The organism is Stenotrophomonas sp. GD04145 (assembly GCF_029835135.1).
In the GTDB taxonomy this organism is placed as follows: domain Bacteria; phylum Pseudomonadota; class Gammaproteobacteria; order Xanthomonadales; family Xanthomonadaceae; genus Stenotrophomonas; species Stenotrophomonas maltophilia_P.
Genome location: NZ_JAODZG010000001.1, coordinates 49,888 through 69,940, shown reverse-complemented (window position 1 = coordinate 69,940; position 20,053 = coordinate 49,888). Strand labels below are relative to the sequence as shown.

General features: G+C 66.3%; 17 protein-coding genes. All 17 read left to right on the top strand.

What is annotated here, in order from left to right:
* Positions 1–7: 7 nt before the first annotated feature.
* The 17 genes from N7367_RS00325 to N7367_RS00245 all read left to right on the top strand — a co-directional run bounded on the left by N7367_RS00325 (position 8) and on the right by N7367_RS00245 (position 20,051).
* Positions 8–937, top strand: coding sequence for a 2-dehydro-3-deoxygalactonokinase (locus N7367_RS00325; RefSeq protein WP_180875190.1), 930 nt, complete (start codon positions 8–10; stop codon positions 935–937).
* A gap of 104 nt (positions 938–1,041) precedes the next feature.
* Positions 1,042–2,184: an aldose epimerase family protein gene (locus N7367_RS00320; protein WP_065182275.1), complete on the top strand. Its 1,143-nt coding sequence runs from the start codon at positions 1,042–1,044 to the stop codon at positions 2,182–2,184.
* A gap of 116 nt (positions 2,185–2,300) precedes the next feature.
* A complete protein-coding gene (locus tag N7367_RS00315) occupies positions 2,301–3,449 on the top strand; it encodes a cellulase family glycosylhydrolase (protein ID WP_279941476.1) in 1,149 nt (382 codons plus the stop codon).
* Between the two features lie 75 nt (positions 3,450–3,524).
* A complete protein-coding gene (locus N7367_RS00310) occupies positions 3,525–6,236 on the top strand; it encodes a TonB-dependent receptor (protein ID WP_253118502.1) in 2,712 nt (903 codons plus the stop codon).
* A gap of 93 nt (positions 6,237–6,329) precedes the next feature.
* Positions 6,330–7,052: a FadR/GntR family transcriptional regulator gene (locus N7367_RS00305; protein ID WP_053515824.1), complete on the top strand. Its 723-nt coding sequence runs from the start codon at positions 6,330–6,332 to the stop codon at positions 7,050–7,052.
* 10 nt (positions 7,053–7,062) lie between these two features.
* Positions 7,063–7,698 carry a 2-dehydro-3-deoxy-6-phosphogalactonate aldolase gene (locus N7367_RS00300; RefSeq protein WP_279941475.1) on the top strand — a complete coding sequence of 212 codons (636 nt, stop codon included), beginning with the start codon at positions 7,063–7,065 and terminating at the stop codon, positions 7,696–7,698.
* Entirely contained in the window at positions 7,695–8,843 is a 1,149-nt protein-coding gene (gene dgoD, locus N7367_RS00295) for a galactonate dehydratase (protein WP_065182278.1), read from the top strand. The genes N7367_RS00300 and dgoD overlap by 4 nt, the downstream gene beginning before the upstream one ends.
* Positions 8,844–8,848: 5 nt before the next feature.
* The gene (locus N7367_RS00290) at positions 8,849–9,613 is read left to right on the top strand and encodes an SDR family NAD(P)-dependent oxidoreductase (RefSeq protein ID WP_279941473.1); all 765 of its coding nucleotides are present in this window, start codon (positions 8,849–8,851) and stop codon (positions 9,611–9,613) included.
* Positions 9,610–10,545 carry an SMP-30/gluconolactonase/LRE family protein gene (locus tag N7367_RS00285; RefSeq protein ID WP_279941472.1) on the top strand — a complete coding sequence of 312 codons (936 nt, stop codon included), beginning with the start codon at positions 9,610–9,612 and terminating at the stop codon, positions 10,543–10,545. The genes N7367_RS00290 and N7367_RS00285 overlap by 4 nt, the downstream gene beginning before the upstream one ends.
* Positions 10,542–12,101, top strand: a complete 1,560-nt coding sequence (locus N7367_RS00280; RefSeq protein WP_279941471.1) for a sodium/sugar symporter — start codon at positions 10,542–10,544, stop codon at positions 12,099–12,101. The genes N7367_RS00285 and N7367_RS00280 overlap by 4 nt, the downstream gene beginning before the upstream one ends.
* A 5-nt stretch (positions 12,102–12,106) precedes the next feature.
* Positions 12,107–13,159 (top strand): sialidase family protein, encoded by a 1,053-nt coding sequence (locus N7367_RS00275; protein ID WP_279941470.1) that lies wholly within the window; start codon positions 12,107–12,109, stop codon positions 13,157–13,159.
* A gap of 151 nt (positions 13,160–13,310) precedes the next feature.
* A complete protein-coding gene (locus N7367_RS00270; RefSeq protein ID WP_279941469.1) occupies positions 13,311–13,985 on the top strand; it encodes a response regulator transcription factor in 675 nt (224 codons plus the stop codon).
* The gene (locus N7367_RS00265; RefSeq protein WP_279941468.1) at positions 13,982–15,337 is read left to right on the top strand and encodes a HAMP domain-containing sensor histidine kinase; all 1,356 of its coding nucleotides are present in this window, start codon (positions 13,982–13,984) and stop codon (positions 15,335–15,337) included. Before N7367_RS00270 ends, N7367_RS00265 begins: the two co-directional genes overlap by 4 nt.
* 142 nt (positions 15,338–15,479) lie before the next feature.
* A complete protein-coding gene (locus N7367_RS00260; RefSeq protein ID WP_279941467.1) occupies positions 15,480–16,259 on the top strand; it encodes a hypothetical protein in 780 nt (259 codons plus the stop codon).
* Between the two features lie 131 nt (positions 16,260–16,390).
* Positions 16,391–17,614 (top strand): efflux RND transporter periplasmic adaptor subunit, encoded by a 1,224-nt coding sequence (locus tag N7367_RS00255; protein WP_279941465.1) that lies wholly within the window; start codon positions 16,391–16,393, stop codon positions 17,612–17,614.
* Entirely contained in the window at positions 17,614–19,584 is a 1,971-nt protein-coding gene (locus N7367_RS00250; protein ID WP_279941463.1) for a MacB family efflux pump subunit, read from the top strand. The genes N7367_RS00255 and N7367_RS00250 overlap by 1 nt, the downstream gene beginning before the upstream one ends.
* 86 nt (positions 19,585–19,670) lie before the next feature.
* The gene (locus tag N7367_RS00245; RefSeq protein WP_279941462.1) at positions 19,671–20,051 is read left to right on the top strand and encodes a hypothetical protein; all 381 of its coding nucleotides are present in this window, start codon (positions 19,671–19,673) and stop codon (positions 20,049–20,051) included.
* The last annotated feature ends 2 nt before the right edge of the window (positions 20,052–20,053 follow it).

Genomic DNA, 20,053 nt, shown 5'->3' with positions numbered 1-20,053 from the left:
AACCGCCATGCAGCAGGACCACCCCGACAGCATCATCGGCATCAACTGGGGCAGCAGCAATCTGCGCGCCTATCTGATCGGACCCAACGGTGAGCGGCTTGATGCCCATGAAATGCCCGCGGGCGTGGCCACGCTGGACCGTGACGACATGGTGGTGGCCGCCAACACGATCCGCGCACGCTGGCCGGCTGCACGCCACGCCTATGCGGCCGGCATGATCGGGTCGAATGTCGGCTGGATCGATGCCGGCTACGTGGAGTGCCCTGCAGGTGTTGCCTCGATCGCGCAGCAGCTGGTGCCGACCCGGATCGGCGAGCTCTCCGTGAGCATCGTGCCCGGCATGGCCTGCGTGCGCCCCGTGGATGGCATGCCGGACGTGCTCCGCGGCGAGGAGACCGAGCTGCTGGGGCTGCTGCGCGGCGGCGATGTCGGCCCCGATGCCATCGTGGCGCTGCCGGGTACGCATACCAAGTGGATCCAGCTGATCGACGGCCAGGTGCAGAGCTTCATGACCTCGATGTCCGGCGAACTGTTCGATCGACTGGCCAGTGGCGGCCTGCTTGCCTCGGTGCTGGACGGACCGGGTGAGCCAGGACCGGCCTTCGCCGAGGGTGTGCATGCAGGCGCCGACCGCCGACTGGGCCTGGGTGCGCTGCTCTTCGGCGTGCGGGCACGGATGATCCGCGGCACCCTGCCGCGCACGGCGACCAGCGCTTACCTGCGCGGACTGCTGGCCGGTGCGGAGATTGCAGACGCATTGGCGCTGTTCCCCGGGCTGAGGTCGGCGTCGGTGCCACTGGTGGGCTCCGGACCGGTCACCCGGCTGTACCAGGCGGCGCTGTCGGAAATCGGCATCGCCACGCACGCGGTGGCGTCCGCCGACGCCGTGGTGCGCGGCTTCTCCGCACTGCACGCGATGACCGCGACTGCGCGTTGACCACGGGTGGGCACGGCGGTCTGATCACGTGCTGCGTCGCAACGTGCGTATTGTCTGATTATATGTTTTTGTACGCGTCACGACATCGAGAGGGGTCTTGAGCAATGCGTGCTGGCAAGGGGAAGACGGCAGGGCTGATCGGCGTACTGGCACTGTCTGCAGTGGGCGCAGGTCAGGCACAGGAACGCGCTGTGGTAGGCCGGACAGCCGATGGCACCGTGGTGGAGTCGATCCTGCTGCGTGACGGCACCGGCATGCAGGCCACTGTACTGACGCTGGGCGCTGCACTGCATTCACTGGAAGTGCCGGACCGTGATGGCGCATACGCGGATGTACTGCTTGGCGACGCGACGCTCAAGGCGACGCTCGACAATCCGCAGTACTTCGGCACGATCGTCGGCCGCTTCGCCAACCGCATCGCCAAGGGTCGCTTCACCCTGGATGGCAGGACCTATCAGGTACCGGTCAACAATGGGCCGAACAGCCTGCACGGCGGCACCCGCGGCTTCGACAAGGTGGTGTGGAAGATCGTCGACGCCGCCGCCGATCACGCCACCCTGCAGCATGTCAGCCCTGACGGCGACCAGGGTTATCCGGGCACGCTCACGGTCACGGCAACCTACGCATTGAAGGGCAATGGCCGGCTGGAGGTGGAGTACCGCGCCACGACCGATGCACCGACCATCGTCAACCTCAGCAACCACGCATACTGGAATCTGTCCGGCGAGGGTTCCGGCTCGGCGATGGATCACGAATTGACCATTCCGGCCAGCGCCTATACGCCGGTGGATGCGAGCCTGATTCCCACGGGCGTGCTGCAGCCGGTGCAAGGCACCGCCTTCGACTTCCGCACGGCCAAGCCGATCGGGCGCGACCTGCGCCAGGGCAATGAGCCGCAGCTGCTGCATGGTCGCGGCTACGACCACAACTGGGTCATCAGCAGATCGCCCACGCGCGAGCCCCGCGAAGTCGCCCGCGTGCACGACCCGCGCTCGGGCCGGGTCATGACCGTGCTGTCCACGCAGCCTGGCCTGCAGTTCTATTCGGGCAACTTCCTCGACGGCAGCACCGTGGGCAAGAGTGGCCGGGTCTATCGCCAGGGCGATGCCATCGCGCTGGAACCGCAGCTGTTCCCGGACACACCGAACCAGCCGTCGTTCGGCTCGGCGCGGCTGGCCCCGGGCGAGACCTATGTGAACCGCATCGTCTACGACTTCTCGACCGACCGCACACCGCCCGCCCGCTGATCCCGCGCAGCTGGCACGCCGGTCGCCCACGGCACCGGCAATCCGACGCAGTACGCACCGCCCGCCTCCTGGCTCACGCCAGGACGGGCAGCTCATGAACCAAGGAGATGCATCTCATGCGAAAGTGGCTTACCCCTTTGCTGGCAACGCTGCTCGCCGTCGCACCGATGGCGCATGCGACCGACGCCGCACGCTGGACCCCGGCCGAAGCCGACGCGTGGTATTCCAGACAGCAGTGGCTGGTGGGCGCGAACTACACCACCTCCAACGCCATCAACCAGCTGGAGATGTTCCAGGCCGAGACCTTCGATTCGGCAGCCATCGACCGCGAACTCCGCTGGGCGCACGAGCAGTTCGGCATGAACACCATGCGCGTCTACCTGCATGACCTGCTGTGGCAGCAGGACCCGCAGGGCCTGCTGAAGCGCATCGACACCTTCCTGTCCATCGCCGAGAAGAACGGCATCCGCCCGATGCTCGTGCTGTTCGACAGCTGCTGGGACCCGGATCCGGTGCTCGGCCCGCAGCGCCGTCCGATTCCCGGCGTGCACAACTCCGGCTGGGTGCAGAGCCCGAGCCGCCACATGCTGGTGGACCGCGCCAATGACGCGCACTTCCAGGCCTATGTGGAGGGCGTGATCGGTCACTTCGCCAATGACACGCGCGTGCTGGCCTGGGACCTGTGGAACGAGCCGGACAACCCCGGGGGTGGCAACTACATGGACAAGCAGCTGCCGGGCGAGCAGGAACGCATCGCCGAACTGCTGCCGAAGATCTTCGACTGGGCACGCGCGAAGAAGCCGGTGCAGCCGCTCACCAGCGGCGTGTGGATCGGCGATGACTGGTCGCCGGGCGCCGCATCGCTCACCGCGATCCAGCGCACGCAGCTGGAGCAGTCGGATGTGATCACCTTCCACAACTACGAGCAGCCGGAGGCATTCGTTGCCCGCATTGCACAGCTGCGCAGGTACGGCCGCCCGCTGATCTGCACCGAATGGCTGGCACGCGGCGCAGGCTCGAACGTGGACACGATCCTTCCGATCGCCCGCCGCGAGAACATCGGCATGATCAACTGGGGGTTCGTGGACGGCGCGATCCAGACCCGCTTCCCGTGGGACAGCTGGCAGCGCCCCTACACGATGGAAGCCCCCACCGTGTGGTTCCACGATCTGCTGAAGGCCGACGGCACGCCCTACCGGGCACGCGAAGCCGAGCTGTTCCGCAGGCTGGCCAAGACCCCGCGCACCTCCGTTCCCGCTTTCTGACCCTACTGGCGCCCGCCTTCGCATGAAGGCGGGCCACTCAACCGCGACTGCTTTCCGGAATCCGGAGATACCGCCATGACCGCTCGTTCTTCCCGCACCGTGCTTTCCCTGGCCATCCTTTCGGCCCTCGCCCTGCCCTGTCTGGTGCAGGCGCAGGAGGCCGGCTCGCAGGAGGCCGTCAACCTGGACACGGTCACCGTGACCGCGCTGCGCCAAAGCCTGCAGACCGCCCAGTCGATCAAGCAGGAGGCGGAGATGGTCGTCGATTCGATCGTTGCCGAAGACATCGGCAAGCTGCCCGACAACAGCGTGGCCGACGCCCTGCAGCGCGTTACCGGCGTGCAGGTGGCGCAGGGCAACCAGGGCGAGACCACCGGGGTGGTGATCCGCGGCCTGCCCAACGTGATCAGCACCCTCAACGGCCGTGAGATCTTCAGCAGCTCCGGCCGCGGCTACGCCTTCCAGAACCTGCCGGCCACCGCCATCAAGAGCCTGAACGTCTACAAGAGCAGCGAGGCGAGCCTGCCACTGGGCGGCATCGCGGGCCTGGTGGACATCCAGCTGCGCCGCCCGCTGGATTTCGACGGTGCGGAGATCGCCGGCACCGTGACCGGTACGCACAGCAAGTACGGTGGCGACATCGATCCCTCCGCCAGCCTGCTGCTGAGCAACCGCTGGGACACCGATGCCGGCGAGATCGGCGCCATGGTCAACTTCGGCTATGTCGGCAAGCGCTACGCGTACGATGCGGTGTGGGGTGACTTCCCGAAGGTCCTGGAGAATCCGGATGGCACGCCGGCGCGTACCGATGACGGCAACCTGATCGCCGCCCCCAATGGCTGGGGCACCAACTACAACCATGGCGACCGCAAGCGCAGTGCGTTCAACTATGCCCTGCAGTGGAAACCCAGCGAACGCACCGAGGTCTATGTCGAGGGCCTCTATGATTTCGTGCGAGACGATTATGACCAGGCGTTCCTGTTCAGTTTCCCGGTCGGGGTGGTGCCGCCGACGGGGCTGCAGGTCGGCGACAACTGCTATGCCAACCGCCTGGACGGGCCGCTCTCCGGCCAGACCATCTGCGACGCCACCGCAGGTACATGGACCGGCGACAGCTATGCCGCCAGCAGCACCCAGGCGCACAAGCAGCGCGGCCAGGACATCCAGAACGCGCTGGGCTTCAAGTGGCGCGGCGACCAGCTGCGGCTGTCCACCGAAGTGGCCCGTACGTCCGGCTACTACCGCGATGAGAACTTCATCATCGACACCTTCCTGGCCGGGCCGATCACCACCGTATGGGACGGCACCTCGGGCAAGCACCAGAACTGGCACCTGGCCGGCAACCCGGCCATGGATCCGTCGCGCTTCTACCTCAATGGCCTGTTCCAGACCTGGGGCGAGTCGCGCGGCGAGGAAAACAGCTGGCGCGGCGACGGAACGTTCGAGTTCCTCGACGGCCCGATCGCCAACCTCCAGTTCGGCCTGCGCTATGCCGACCGTACCGCCAGCGCCAAGGGCAGCGTGGAAATCAGCACGCCGCCGCCAGGCGGTGCCGGTACGGGCAACATCACCGCCTCGCCCAACCCGGCCAACCAGGTGGTGGGGCTGTTCCCGGCCAGCAGCTTCTTCTGCAGCAAGCGCGGCAACTCCGCACTGAGCCAGTCGTTCCTGACGCCCTGCTACGACTACCTGATCGACAACGCCGACGCGCTGCGCCGTTACTACGGTCTGCCGGACGGACTGGCGGCGGAGAATCCCGGCCGCTTCTTCGATATCGAAGAACGCAAGAGCGCCGGCTACCTGCAGGCGAAGTACGACTTCGATCTGGGCGGCCTGCGCGTGGATGGTCTGGTAGGCGTGCGTGCGGAGAAGATCAAGCGTGAACTCAACGCCTTCTCGTTCGACGCGGGCACGGGTGTCTACAGTGCCATCACCCGCAGCACGCAGGACACCAATGCCCTGCCCAACGCGAGCCTGAACCTGCACTTCAACGATGCCTGGCAGCTGCGCGTGCTGGCGGCCAAGACACTGAGCTATCCGGACTTCGGTGCCTTGAACCCGTCGATCTCGCTGAATCCCGGCACCGTCAACCGTGCGGGCGTGGCCAGCAGTGGCAACCCCGACCTGAGCCCGATCAAGTCGACCAACTACGACATGTCGCTGGAGTGGTACTTCTCCCCGGTGGGCTACGTCAGTGCGGGTGTGTTCTATCGTGACATCGATGGCTACATCCAGAACTACATCACCAATGTGGTCATCGCCGGAGAGGACTACGAGCTGTCATCCCCGCAGAGCGCCGGCAGCGGCCATCTGCAGGGTGTCGAGCTGGCCTACCAGCAGACCTTCGACTTCCTGCCCGGCGCCTGGAGCGGCCTGGGTGCGCAGTTCAACTACACCTACATCGAAGGCGATACCAAGTCTCCGGAGTTCCTTGGCGGGCCCGTGATCTCGCGGCCGCTGCAGAACGTCTCGAAGAACAACTACAACGCCGTGCTGTTCTACGAGAACTTCGGCCTGAGTGCGCGCCTGGCCTACGGCTACCGCAGCCGGTACATCGATTTCTTCACCCAGCCCACGGTCGCCGGAACGGAGGACCAGGTCGAGCCGGCCAGCTCGCTGGACTTCTCGATCAGCTACGACGTGACCCCGCGCGCCACGGTGGTGTTCTCGGCCACCAACCTGCTGGGCAACAACCTGCACCAGTACTGGGGCAGCGGCAACACGCGGCCGCGCGACATCCGTTACCAGGACAAGACCCTGGGCATGGGCTTCCGGTTCAAGCTCTGATGAGGACGCTCCCCCACATGCCTCACACCCCGCACCCGTCCTTTTGTCGGATAATAGGAGTGACCGCAGCCTGCGGTGCACCAAGCCAAAGGGATGCCTGTGAAACCGATCGAGGTACGCAACCTCTACGACCAAGTGGCCCAGGAGATCGGGCAGCGGATCATCAGCGGCGCACTTCAGCCGGGCGAATTCCTGCCCAGGGAAGAGCTGCTGTCACAGACCTTGTCCGTCAGCCGCTCCGCCCTGCGCGAGGGCCTGAAGGTGCTGGGCTCCAAAGGGCTGATCGAAACCCGGCAGAAGACCGGTTCGCGGGTGCGCGACCCGCGTCACTGGAAGCAGCTGGACAGCGACATTCTGGCGTGGCGCTGCGCGCTGATGCCCACCCAGGACTTCGTGGAAAAGCTGGTGGAGATGCGCGAGGTGATCGAACCGGCGGCCGCGGCTTCCGCAGCCGAGCGGCGTTCGCCCGCGCAGCTGGCCAGGATCAAGAGCGCGTACCAGGCCATGGCCGATGCACCGGACCAGGATGCGTGGGCCAAGGCCGACCTGATGTTCCACGAGAGCGTGCTGGAAGCCACCAACAACGAACTGCTGGCATCCCTGTTCTCGGTCATCGACGCGGCGCTGGGCACCTTCTTCCTGCTCTCGGCGCAGACCGCGCAGGACTTCAAGTACTCGCTGCCGCGCCACTTCGACGTGTACGACGCCATCCGGCAGAAGCAGCCGGACGCGGCGCGCGCCGCCATGCTGGACATGATTGCCGACTCCCGCGCCAATCTGAAGGGCGCGCGGCTGTCCAGAAAACCCCCACGCTGAAGGAAACACCATGAGCACCGCCTGGATGCAACCCCTCCCCTTGGTTGCCATCCTGCGCGGGCTCACCCCGCAGGAAGCGCCCGCCATCGGCGCGGCGCTGGCCGAGGCCGGCTTCCACATCCTGGAAGTCCCGCTGAACTCGCCGCAGCCGCTGCATAGCATCGAACTGCTCGCAAAGCAGCTCGGCGATCGCTGCCTGATCGGTGCCGGCACCGTCCTGTCCACCACGCAGGTGCAGGACGTGAACAATGCCGGTGGCCGGCTGGTGGTGATGCCGCACGCGGACGTGGAGGTCATCGCCGCCGCCCACGCCAGCGGCATGGTCTGCACGCCCGGCGTGGCGACGCCCACGGAAGCCTTCGCCGCCCTGCGTGCCGGTGCGGATGCACTGAAACTGTTCCCCGCCGAACAACTGCCCCCCCCGGTGCTGAAGGCGTGGTCCAGCGTGCTTCCGGCCGGTACGCCGCTGCTGCCCGTCGGCGGCATCACCCCGGAGCGCATGGCCGCCTACCGCCAGGCAGGTGCGGCCGGCTTCGGTATCGGCTCCGCCCTGTATGCCCCCAAGACCCCCGCGGACGACGTCGCACGCCGCGCGCGCGCGTTCATCGACGCCTGGAACAGAACGAACACGGACTCCCCCGCATGAAGATCACTGCCATCACGACCTACCTGGTGCCCCCGCGCTGGCTGTTCGTCCGCATCGATACGGACGCCGGCATCTGCGGCTGGGGCGAGCCCATCGTCGAAGGACGCGCGCACACCGTGGCGGCCGCCGTGGAAGAGCTGTCCGACTATCTGGTCGGCAAGGACCCCCGGCACATCGAAGACCACTGGAACGTGCTCTATCGTGGCGGCTTCTACCGTGGTGGTCCAATCCTGATGAGCGCACTGGCGGGCATCGACCAGGCGCTGTGGGACATCCACGGCAAGGCACTGGGCGTGCCGGTGCATGCCCTGCTGGGCGGCCCCGTGCGCGACCGCATCCGCGTGTACTCATGGATCGGCGGCGATCGGCCGGCCGACACCGCCCGTGCCGCCCGCGACGCCGTGGCACGCGGTTTCACTGCGGTGAAGATGAACGCCACCGAGGAAGTGCAGTTCGTCGATAGCCATGACAAGGTCACGCGGGTACTGGAGAACGTGCAGGCCGTGCGCGATGCGGTGGGCCGCGATGTGGGAGTGGCCGTGGACTTCCATGGCCGCGTGCACAAGCCGATGGCCAAGGTGCTGATGCGCGAGCTGGCGCCCTTCGGGCTGATGTTCATCGAAGAGCCGGTGCTTTCCGAGCACCTGGAAGCCATCCCGGAACTGGCCGCCCTTTCGCCTGCGCCGATCGCGCTGGGCGAACGCCTGTACTCCCGCTTCGACTTCAAGCGCGTACTGCAGACCGGTGGCGTGGACATCCTGCAACCGGATCCATCGCACTCGGGTGGCATCACGGAAACCCGCAAGATCGCGGCCATGGCCGAAGCCTACGACGTCGCCATCGCTCTGCACTGCCCGCTCGGCCCGATCGCGCTGGCGGCCAACCTGCAGCTGGATGCGGTCTGCTACAACGCCTTCATCCAGGAACAGAGCCTGGGCATCCACTACAACGCCAGCAACGATCTGCTGGACTACCTGGTGGACCGCGCGCCCTTCGAGTACAGGGAAGGCTTCGTCAGGATTCCCGACGGCCCGGGGCTGGGCATCGAGATCAACCAGGCCTACGTTGACGAGCGAGCCGCCGAAGGCCACCGCTGGCGCAACCCCATCTGGCGCCATGCCGATGGCAGCGTGGCCGAGTGGTGAGCGCCATGACCGATCAGGCACGCTATCCCAGCCTTGAGAACCGCGCGGTGCTGATCACCGGTGGTGCCACCGGCATCGGCGCCGCCTTCGTCGAGCACTTCGCGCGGCAGGGTGCGAAGGTCGTCTTTCTCGACATCGACGACAGCGGCGCCCAAGCGCTGCTGGAAAGCCTGCGCGACGTTGCGACTGCCCCGCGCTATCTGCATTGCGACATCACCGATATCGAGGCACTCCGGTCCGCCATCGCCCAAGCGCGGATCCTGGCTGGACCGTTCTCGGTGCTGGTCAACAATGCCGCCAACGATGCTCGTCATGCCCTGGCCGACACCGGCATCGCGGACTTCGAACGCAGCATGGCGGTGAACCTGCGCCACCAGTACTTCGCCATCCAGGCGCTGGTGCCGGACATGCGCGCCCTCGGCGGCGGTTCGATCATCTGCCTGGGTTCGACGGGCTGGATGATCAAGAACAGCGGGTATCCGCTGTACGCGGTGGCCAAATCCGCGGTCCACGGGCTGGTCAACGGCCTGGCCCGGGAACTGGGGCAGGACCGCATCCGCATCAATGCGCTGGTACCGGGTTGGGTGATCACCGAGAAGCAGCAGCGGCTGTGGCTGGACGCGGAGGGCGAAGCACAGCTGCGTCGTGCGCAATGCCTGCCGGGCTATCTGCGCGCGGATGACCTGGCGCGCGCCGCCCTGTTCCTGGCCGCCGATGACAGCCGCATGTGTACCGGCCAGGACTTCATCGTCGACGGAGGCTGGGTGTGAGCGGGTCCGCCACTGTCGAGGTGCCGGCCGCAAACACTCTGGGCGAAGGCGTGCTGTGGTGTGATCGCGAATCGGTGGTGTACTGGACCGACATCGCGCAGGCGCAGCTGTGGCGCTATCGCCCCGGTGACGGCGCGCTCACCCGCTGGCCGATGCCGGAGCGGCTGGCCGCACTGGCATTGTGCGAAGCCGAAGGCTGGCTGCTGCTGGCGTTGGCGTCGCGGCTGGCATTCTTCCATCCGGCGCGCGGCGAGCTGCGTGACGTGCTTGTGCTGCCCGACACAGGGGCGCGTCTGCGCGCCAATGATGGCGCCTGTGACCGCCAGGGCCGCTTCGTGTTCGGCATGCTGCATGAGCCCACGAACGGTCCGAAGCAGGCCGTCGCACCCTTCTACAGGCTCACCGCCGAGCTCGTGCTCGAGAGGCTTCCGCTACCGACCGTGGCGATTGCCAACAGCGTAGCGTTCAGTCCGGACGGCCGCACGATGTACTTCTGCGACTCGCTGCAGAAGCAGATCCTGCGTTGCGATTACGGCGACAGCCCGGGCGCGGTAACAGTGTTCGCCGATCTGCGCGCTGAGGATGGCGAGCCCGATGGCAGTGTGGTCGATGCCGAAGGCGGACTCTGGAATGCCCGCTGGGGCGGTTCGCGCGTGGTGCGCTACCGGCCCGATGGCCGGCAGGACCGCATGCTTTCCGTCCCGGTCGCGCAGCCCACCCGCCCGGTCTTTGGCGGCAGCATGCTGCGAACGATGTTCATCACCAGCGCACACGACGGCCTGGACGCGACGGCGCGCGCGCGCGACCCCTTCGCCGGCCATCTGTTCGCCACCGACGCCGGCATCGCCGGCGTTCCCGAGCCCCGGTTCGCCGGCAACCCCAATGACGTGCCGCCGTGCCCACAGCGCGGACCCATCGCGGAGCTTCCATGAGCCTTTCCACCCTGGATATCAGCATCGTGCTGGCCTATCTGGCTGGCATCTTCATCCTCGCGCAGTGGGTTTCCCGCGAGAAGGCCGGCCGGCAGAAGTCGGCCCAGGACTACTTCCTGGCCAGCCGCAGCCTGCCGTGGTGGGCGATCGGTGCCTCGCTGATCGCGGCCAACATCTCGGCCGAACAGATCATCGGCATGTCCGGCTCGGGCTATGCCATCGGCCTGGCCATCGCATCCTATGAATGGATGGCGGCAATCACGCTGCTGATCGTCGGCAAATGGTTCCTGCCCATCTTCCTGCGCAACGGCATCACCACCATGCCGCAGTTCCTGCAGGAGCGCTACGGCAACCGCATCCGCACGCTGATGGCCGTGTTCTGGCTGGGCCTGTACGTATTCGTCAATCTCACCTCGATCCTGTGGCTGGGTTCGATCGCCATTGCCGGCGTGGCAGGCCTCAACCAGGACGTGGCGCTGGTGCTGCTGGGCGTCTTCGCACTGGCCTATCAGCTGTATGGCGGCCTCAAGGCGGTCGCGCTGACCGACATCGTGCAGGTCTCGCTGCTGGTTCTGGGTGGCCTGCTGGTCACCTTCATCACGCTGGGCCAGATCGGCAACGGCAGCGTCACCGACGGCTTCATGCAGCTGTGGCAGCAGCATCCGGAACGCTTTGAAATGATCCTCAGCAAGGACAACCCGTTCTACAAGGATCTGCCCGGGCTGTCGGTGTTGCTGGGCGGCATGTGGATCGCCAATCTCAGCTACTGGGGTTTCAACCAGTACATCATCCAGCGCGCACTGGCCGCCAAGGATCTACGTGAGGCGCAGAAGGGCGTGGTATTCGCTGCGTTCCTGAAGCTGCTCATTCCGGCCATCGTGGTGCTGCCCGGCATCGCCGCGGTCATGCTCGCCCCTGGCCTGGAACGCCCGGACGCGGCCTACCCGACGATGCTGGCGCTGCTTCCCAGCGGCATCCTGGGTCTGGTGTTCGCTGCGCTGGTGGCCGCCATCGTTGCGTCGCTGGCATCGAAGATCAATTCCGTCGCCACCATCTTCACGCTCGACTTCTATGCCAAGCGCGCGCCTGATGCCTCGGAAGCCAGACTGGTGCGTGTCGGCCGGTTCGCGGCATCCGTCTCGATCATCGTGGCGGTGCTGACCGCGCGCCCCCTGCTGGGCGGGTTTGACCAGGGCTTCCAGTACATCCAGGAGTTCACCGGGTTCTTCACCCCCGGCATCGTGGTGATCTTCCTGCTGGGACTGTTCTGGAAGCGTGCGAACGAAGCCGGTGCGCTGGCTGCGGCGGTCGGCTCCTTCGTACTGTCGCTGGCCCTGAAGCTGCTGTGGCCCTCGCTGCCCTTCATGGACCGCATGGGCGTGGTGTTCCTGGTCACGCTGTTGCTGGGCGTAGGCGTCGCGCTGGGCACCCGCGCCAGTGGCGATCGTGATCGTATCCGCACCGACGATGTGAGCTATGCCACCGCCCCATCGTTCAACGTCGCTTCGCTGGCGGTGCTGGCGATCCTGGTGGCCCTCTACGCAACCTACTGGTGACCTGGATGCGCCTGACTGTCCGACACACATTCGTTCTGCGCAGTGGTATGCGCTGCCTCGCCCTGCTGGCCCTGACCGGGTTCGCCTCTGTGCTGCACGCAGCGGAGATCACATGGACCGGCACCGCCACCGTGGCTGCCCGCAACGCGGGCTGGGGGCGATTGGCGCAGCTGCCGGATGGCCGCTGGCTGGCAGTGACCACGCGCTTCAATGAAGGGCAGCCGACCACCCTGCAGCTCTCGATCAGCAGTGACCGGGCCCGCAGCTGGGCGCCCTGGTCCGACGTGGCCGAGCCCGGCCGGATGATCGACAACGGCGAACTGCTGGTGCTGCCGGAGGGGCGTGTGCTGCTGGCGATGCGTTCGCTGGTCGAAGGCGTCTCCTACCGGCTGCATCTCTATGCCAGCGACGACCTTGGAGCACACTGGACCTTCCTGAGCACCCTTGCCGGCAACGAGGCGCCGAACGGGCGCAAGGACCGCGGCGTGTGGGAGCCGGTGTTGACGCGCCTGGACGACGGCACGCTGTCGGTGGTGTATGCCGATGAAACCCGTGCCGACGAGCATCCGTCCTACAACCAGGTCGTTTCACAGCGCCTGTCCAACGATGGCGGGCGCACCTGGGGACCTGTGATGACGATTGCCGAACAGCCCGGCGGTGGGCAGCTCCGGCCCGGCATGCCCGTCATGGCACGCCGCCCCGCCGGTGGCTACCTGATGGTGTTCGAGACCTGCGGCGATGACCCGCAATGCCCGGTGTCGTACAAGGTCTCGACGGACGGGCGGACCTGGTCGGCCGGCCTCGGTACGCCGCTCGCCGACCAGCGCTGCGGCCCCCACGTCATGACCAGTACGCGCGGGGTGATGTTCGTGACCTCGTGCCTGAACGAAGTCAGCTGGAGCGAGGACAGCGGATCGAGCTGGCGCACGGTAACACCTCCCGCATGGCCGCTGGGTTTCCGCCATTCCTGGCCCGCCGTGGTCGAGCTCGGCCCTGCGGAGATCGGCGTCGTGAACGTGGTGGACGGCGCAGTGCAGATCCGTTTCGGGAGCTACTAGGGGGGCGCATGCGGGGCAACCCGGCAGGACGAGGCTGCACATGCGGTGCATTCACGCCATGTTGGCGCAATGTTTCCGTAATACCTTGCCAGCGCCCTGCCCTTTGCGCCTTCTGGTAGGGCCGCCTCCCGCCCATTCCTGGACGCCACCGATGCACATCCTGCTGGTCGAAGACGAGCCAGAACTGGCTGAGGCCCTGAAGTCCGCACTGCAGCGGGACCATCATGTGGTGGACCTGGCAGATACCTTCGGACTTGCCCGGGAGGCTGCATTGCACGGGGCACACGAATTGATCCTGCTGGACCGGACGCTTCCGGATGGGGATGGTCTCGCTCTGATACCGCTGCTGCGTGCACGCAACTGCCTCGTGCCCGTCATCGTGCTGAGTGCCTTGGGTGGCCTGCCAGATCGGGTCGAGGGCCTGGACGAGGGTGCGGACGACTATCTCGGCAAGCCCTTTGCACTGGAAGAACTGTTCGCACGCATCCGCGCCGTCGGCCGTCGGCCCTCCGGGATCCAGGAAGAGTCGATCCGCGCTGGCGATCTGCTGTTCGACCCGATGACAGGTGAGGCTACCGTCCGCGGCGAGCGCCTGGAGCTTCCCCGGCGCGAGATTCGGGTGCTGACCGTGCTGACCCGAAGGCTGGGGCGTACCGTGCTGCGGGAATCCATCGAGATGGCGGTGTATGGCTTCGACGACGGCATTCATTCCAACACGCTCGATTCACACGTATCACGACTGCGCAGGAAGCTGGCTGACGCCGACGCGGGGGTGGAGATCCATGCGATCCGTGGCGTCGGCTACCTGATGCGGGAGCGCACGTGAGCAGGCGACAACCCTCGCTGAAATGGCCGCTCATCATCAAGCCCCTCATCCTGCATCTGTTGGCGCTGCTGATCGCATTCTTCACACTCCTCATGGTGCTGGTTCGCATGGACAGCGGCGGCTACTACACGCTGCAGACCTTTGCCCCGATCGCCGCCAACGCCGTGCACCGCGACAACCAGGGACGGCTCTACGTACAGCGCACGCATGAACTCGACGAACTGCTGAAAGTGGCGCCAGGTGCCTGGTTCGTCGCCGAGGATGAACAGGGACAGACGGTCAGTTTCGGAAACGTCCCGCCGACCTATGCGTCGTTGATCGGCAGGCTTCGGGGCGTTCCGTTCGGCGACCTGCGCGGCCACGAGCGTGGCGACGGACTGGCCATTGTGATCCGTCGGCACACCGGCCCGGCCGGCAAGCTGACCATCATGGCCCATGGTGAAACCGATTCACTCACCTGGCAGATGGCGATCGCGGCGCATGTGTTCACTCTACCCATTTTCGTGCTGCTCGCGCTGGTAACGCTGATCGCCACCCCGTTCATCGTACGCAAGGCGCTTGCAGGGGTTGAACGGATCGCCCTGGAGGCCAAGCATATTTCGGCGAGTCGGCGCGGGATCCGCCTGACCGAAACTGCCGTGCCAGTGGAGATCGCGCCCTTGGTAGCAGCCGTCAACGAGGCACTGGACCGGCTTGATGACGGTCACGAGCGGCAGCAGCGCTTCATCGCTGCTGCCGCACATGAACTACGTACACCGATCGCCATTCTTCGGGTGAAGATCGAAGCCGCCGACGATGCCACCTCGCGCAGCCTGTCCGTGGAGGTCGCGCGTCTGGCCACGCTGGCGGAGCAGCTGCTGGACCTGCACCGGCTGGATAGTGCCGCGCATCTGGAAACCATCCACCTCGCCCGCCTGGCCAAACGCGTAGTTGCCGACCTGGCCCCGCTGCTGATCCAGTCGGGGCGCACGGTCGCCGTGGTGGTCGAACCACACCATCCCATACAGGGCGAGACAGGTGCGGTCGAACGCGTCCTGACGAACCTGGTGTTGAATGCTGCGGAACATGGTGGACGCAACATCACTGTGCGGGTACAGGGAACACGCCTGGAGGTGGAGGACGATGGCCCTGGAATACCGGAGGCCGAGCGCGAGCGCGTATTCGAGCCCTTCCAGCGCCTGCGGCCGCGCCAGACCGGCGCAGGACTTGGCCTGAATCTGGTACGGCAGGTCCTCGAGCGCCATCGCGGCCATGTCACGATTCTCGATGCGCCAGGCGGCGGTGCGCTGATCCGCGCCGAGTTCCCTGCGCATCCTGCCGGCGGGAACCTCGCCTCAGGTCACCCGCTGTAGCCCGTTGCGGCGGCGCAGACGATTCCTGGGGATGTCCCACTCCGGGTTCCGGGCTGACGCAACCCTGGCGCAATGTTGGCCATCCAGCATGACCTTGATCGGCGCGCATGCGTCGCGATGTCGGGTCACGAAAGGAAGCCACATGTCTGACGGCAGCGCCGCACGCGGCGACGCACGCGCCACGTCCTCCCGTGCGCACGAGGCCCCCCCGGCCCTGACTGCTGCGGCCTGGAGGCGCCGCCCGCGGAAGGCGGACACGTGGGGCCTGGAGCATTGGCCGGATTGGCTGCGTGTGATACCCGACAGCGCACGCGGCCAGGTGCTGATTCATCTGTTCGGTGGGCTGTTCTTCGCCCTCCCGGGCGCCGCGCTGGTCATTTCCATCGGCGTACGCGGGTCTTCCGCGCTCGCGCTGGCTGTCCTGCTGTACGTGGCGGCGCAGGCGGTCCTGCACGGACTGCGTGCTGTCCGCTGCGCGGGCGAGAGCACGGTATATGGCCTGCAGGTGCTGCTGGATCGCCATTTCCCCCATCTTTCGATGGTCTCATTGATGGTGCCGTTGGCCGCACTCGCAAGCACGGATGCCAACACGGCGACGCTGCTCGCAGGCGGTGTGCTGGCCGGCCTGTCCGTCCCCGTGCGGACCGTGTTCGTCCGCCCCCGTCATCTGTTGCTGCACCCTGTCCTGCATGTAATGGCGACTGCCGTGATGCTGGGCTGCATCGCACTGCTGAGCGTGGACATGGCCCCGTTCGCGCAGTACCTCACAGGCGCCGGCGTACTGGTCTACCTGGGCGGGCTGGCCCTGCAGCGGCGGTACCCCCTGTCCCCGGCAGGCGTGACATGGTCGGGCCTGATGGTGGTTGGGGGCCTGCTGCATTTCATCACGATCGCTCTGCTCGGCATCTCTGCGGCTGCCTGAGCGCAGCGATCACGCAAGGTTCGCGCAATGCAGCGCGGCAAGACTCGGTGTCCGCAGGTGCATGTCCCCATGCGCCCTTCATCACCGATGCAAGGACACCCGATGATCTGCTGCTTATGGATGTCGCCGTCATGACGCGTCCTGCTTCCACGCGTCGCCGACGCAGGCTGTTGATCGGCGGTGCAGCGCTGCTCTGCGTCCCCGCTCTGCTCTACATGTGGCTGGCACCGCCAGCACCACCGGAACTGGAACGCGCTGCGGTCACCCGCGGCGACATCGAACAGGTCGTCGAAGCCACTGGAACCCTGAAGCCATCGCGTCTGGTCAGTGTCGGCGCCCAGGTTTCCGGACGCATCGAAACGCTGCATGTGAAACTGGGCGACAAAGTAAAGGCAGGTGACCTGATTGCAGAGATCGATTCACGCACGCAGCGCAATGCCCTGCGCAGCGCGCAGGCGGCCGAGCGCAGCGCCCGCGCCAACCGCCAGGCGCTGTCCACAGAGCTGGCACAGCAGGAACTGACGCTACGGCGGCTGCGGCAGCTGGGCGCAGCGCAACTGGTGGCCAGGGCAGATGTCGACGCCGCGCGGGCCCGTGTTGACGCAACACGTGAACAGATCGATGCCCTGGACGGCGAGATCGTACAGCGCCTGACAGACGTGGACAGTGCGCAGACCAGCCTGGGTTATACGCGCATCACCGCTCCGGCCGACGGCATGGTTCTGGCCGTGGTGGCCCGCGAGGGCCAGACGGTGAACGCAGTACAGAGCGCCCCCACCATCATCATCCTTGGCAACCAGGACACGATGACGGTCTATGCCGAGATCTCGGAGGCCGATGTCGTTCGTACCGCTCTGGGCCAGGAGGCGTTCTTCACCATTCTCGGAGATGCAGGCCGGCGCTACACCAGCACCCTTCGCGACATCGCGCCGGCCCCCGAATCGATCACCCGGGAGGACACCTCCAGCCTGTCTTCACCGGCCCTGTCCGGCAATGCCAGCCGTACGGCGATGTACTACAACGGCCAGTTCGACGTGGACAACAGCGATGGTCGCCTGCGCAGCTACATGACCGCCCAGGTCCGCATCGTGCTGGGGCGCTCGCGCAACGTGCTGACCATACCTTCCGCGGCGCTGGGTGCACGGGGCGCAGACGGCAGCTACACGGTGCAGGTGCCATCCGCCAGTGGCCATCCGGTCCCCCGCCGCATCACCATCGGGCTGGACGATCAGATCAGGGTCGAGGTGAGGAGCGGGCTGCGGGAAGGCGAGCAGGTCGTCCTGGGCCAGGCGGATGCTGACGGCGCGACGCCGGCCACGGCAGGCAAGGCGGACTCCCCGCCGACGCAATCATGATGGCGGACCAGTCGCAGCCGCGCCCTTTGCTGTGTGTGCGCGGACTGCGCCGCGAGTTCCCGGCGGGCGAGCAGACACTTGTGGTCCTGGACGGCGTCGACCTCGACATCCATGCCGGAGAGCTGGTCGCCATCATCGGCCAGTCCGGCTCGGGAAAGTCCACGCTGATGAACATTCTCGGCTGCCTCGACCAGCCTACGGCGGGCACCTACCAGGTGGACGGCCGCAAGACAGCGGACATGGACGCCGACGAACTGGCTGCGCTGCGCCGCGAGCACTTCGGTTTCATCTTCCAGCGCTATCACCTGCTCAACGAGCTGTCCGCGATCAGCAATGTCGAGGTCCCGGCGATCTATGCCGGCATGCCGTCCGCGTCCCGCCATACGCGGGCGGCACAGCTGCTGGTGCGACTTGGCCTGGGCGACCGCATGGACCACCGCCCGGGCGAGCTCTCCGGCGGCCAGCAGCAACGCGTATCCATCGCACGTGCATTGATGAACGGCGGAGAGGTGATATTCGCCGATGAGCCGACAGGTGCGCTGGACACGCAATCGGGCAAGGAGGTGATGAAGATCCTTGGCGAACTGCATGCGGAGGGCCACACCGTGGTTCTGGTTACCCATGACCCTGCCGTAGCCGAGCACGCCCAGCGGATCATCGAGATCAGCGATGGCCGCATCGTTTCGGACCGCCCTACCCGCACCGCCGCGATGTCATCGAACGGTGCCGCGCAGCCGCTCGCTGCACAGGCGGAGGGTGGTGGCCTGCAGGCCGTGCGCGACCGCTTCGGAGAGGCCTTCCGGATGGCGCTGCGGGCCATGAACGCCCATCGCATGCGCACGTTCCTCACCATGCTTGGCATTATCATCGGCATTGCTTCGGTGGTATCCGTAGTGGCGCTGGGGACCGGTGCACGCCAGGCGATCCTGTCCAACATCGCGTCGCTTGGCACCAACACCATCGAGATCTATCCCGGCGCGGGCTTCGGTGACGTGCGCGCCGCGCAGGTGGAGACGCTTACTCCGAGTGACAGTGTGGCCCTGGCCGGGCAACCCTTCATCGACAGCGCTACACCCGGTGTGGCGACCACCGCGACAGCCATGCGTGGCAACCGTACGGCCAGCCTCCAGATCCACGGTGTCAGCGAGCAGTATTTCCGCGTGCGTGGGCTGGAACTGGGCGAAGGCAGCTTCTTCACGCGGAACGCCGTGGACGGCTACCAGCAGGTGGCAGTGATTGACATCAATACCCGCAACCGCCTGTTCGGGCCAGGTGAAGACCCGATCGGGAGAATACTGCTGGCAGGCAATGTTCCGCTGCGCGTGGCCGGGGTGACGAAGAAGGATTCGGCCGCCGTTGGCGATGGCTCGGTGCTGAGCATCTGGGTGCCCTACACAACCGTCATGGCGCGCATGCTCGGCCAGAGCCATGTCTCCAGCATTACCGTGCGCGTGTCCGATGCGATCAGCATGCAGGCTGCCGAGGCCGCGATTTCCCGCGTCCTCGGCCAGCGCCATGGCACGCGTGACTTCTACATGAGCAACAACGCGCAGATCCGCAGGTCGATCGAACAGACCACGGGCATCCTCACGATGATGATCAGCTCCATTGCCGCCATTGCGCTGGTAGTAGGCGGCATCGGCGTGATGAACATCATGCTGGTCTCGGTCACCGAGCGCACTCGGGAAATCGGTGTCCGCATGGCCGTCGGCGCGCGACGCGGCGACATCCTGCAGCAGTTCCTCATCGAATCGGTGCTGGTGTGCCTGCTGGGTGGTGTGCTGGGCATCGTGGTCGCGCTTGGCCTGGGCCTGGCCATGGAACTGGCCAGGGTCGGCTTCAACCTGGTGTTCTCCTTTGCGTCCATCCTTGCGGCATTTGCCTGCTCGAGCGCCATTGGCGTGGGCTTCGGCTTCCTGCCGGCCCGTCGTGCTGCGCAGCTCGATCCTGTCGAAGCATTGATCCGTTGACGTCGACGGCGGGAAATCACGGCAGATTCGCGCAATGTTCGCAGCGTCTACTGTCGATATCAAACAACGCCGCACAGGAGCGGGAAATGATTCTGAAGACAGGACGTATGGCGCTGCTGCTGGGTGCAGCCGTGCAGCTGCTGGTGGTGCTTCCGTACGCGGGGGACGCGCACGCCCAGCATCGTGATGGCTATCGCGGAGAGTGGAGCCATGGCTACGCGCAACGCGAGCGCGAGGAGCGGGAACGACGCGAGCGGGAACGGGACCGCCGCGACGACGCCAAGGCCAAGGGCATCGTGGCAGGTGCGGTGGGCGCTGCGGTGGTTGCCGGAGTGATCGCTGCCGCCGCCAAACGCGAACGCGAAAACCGGGAGCGTGCCGATTACTGCATCAGCCGCTACGGCAACTACGATCGGCGCACGGATACCTATCGTGGCGGCGACGGCTACACATACCCCTGCCGCTGATC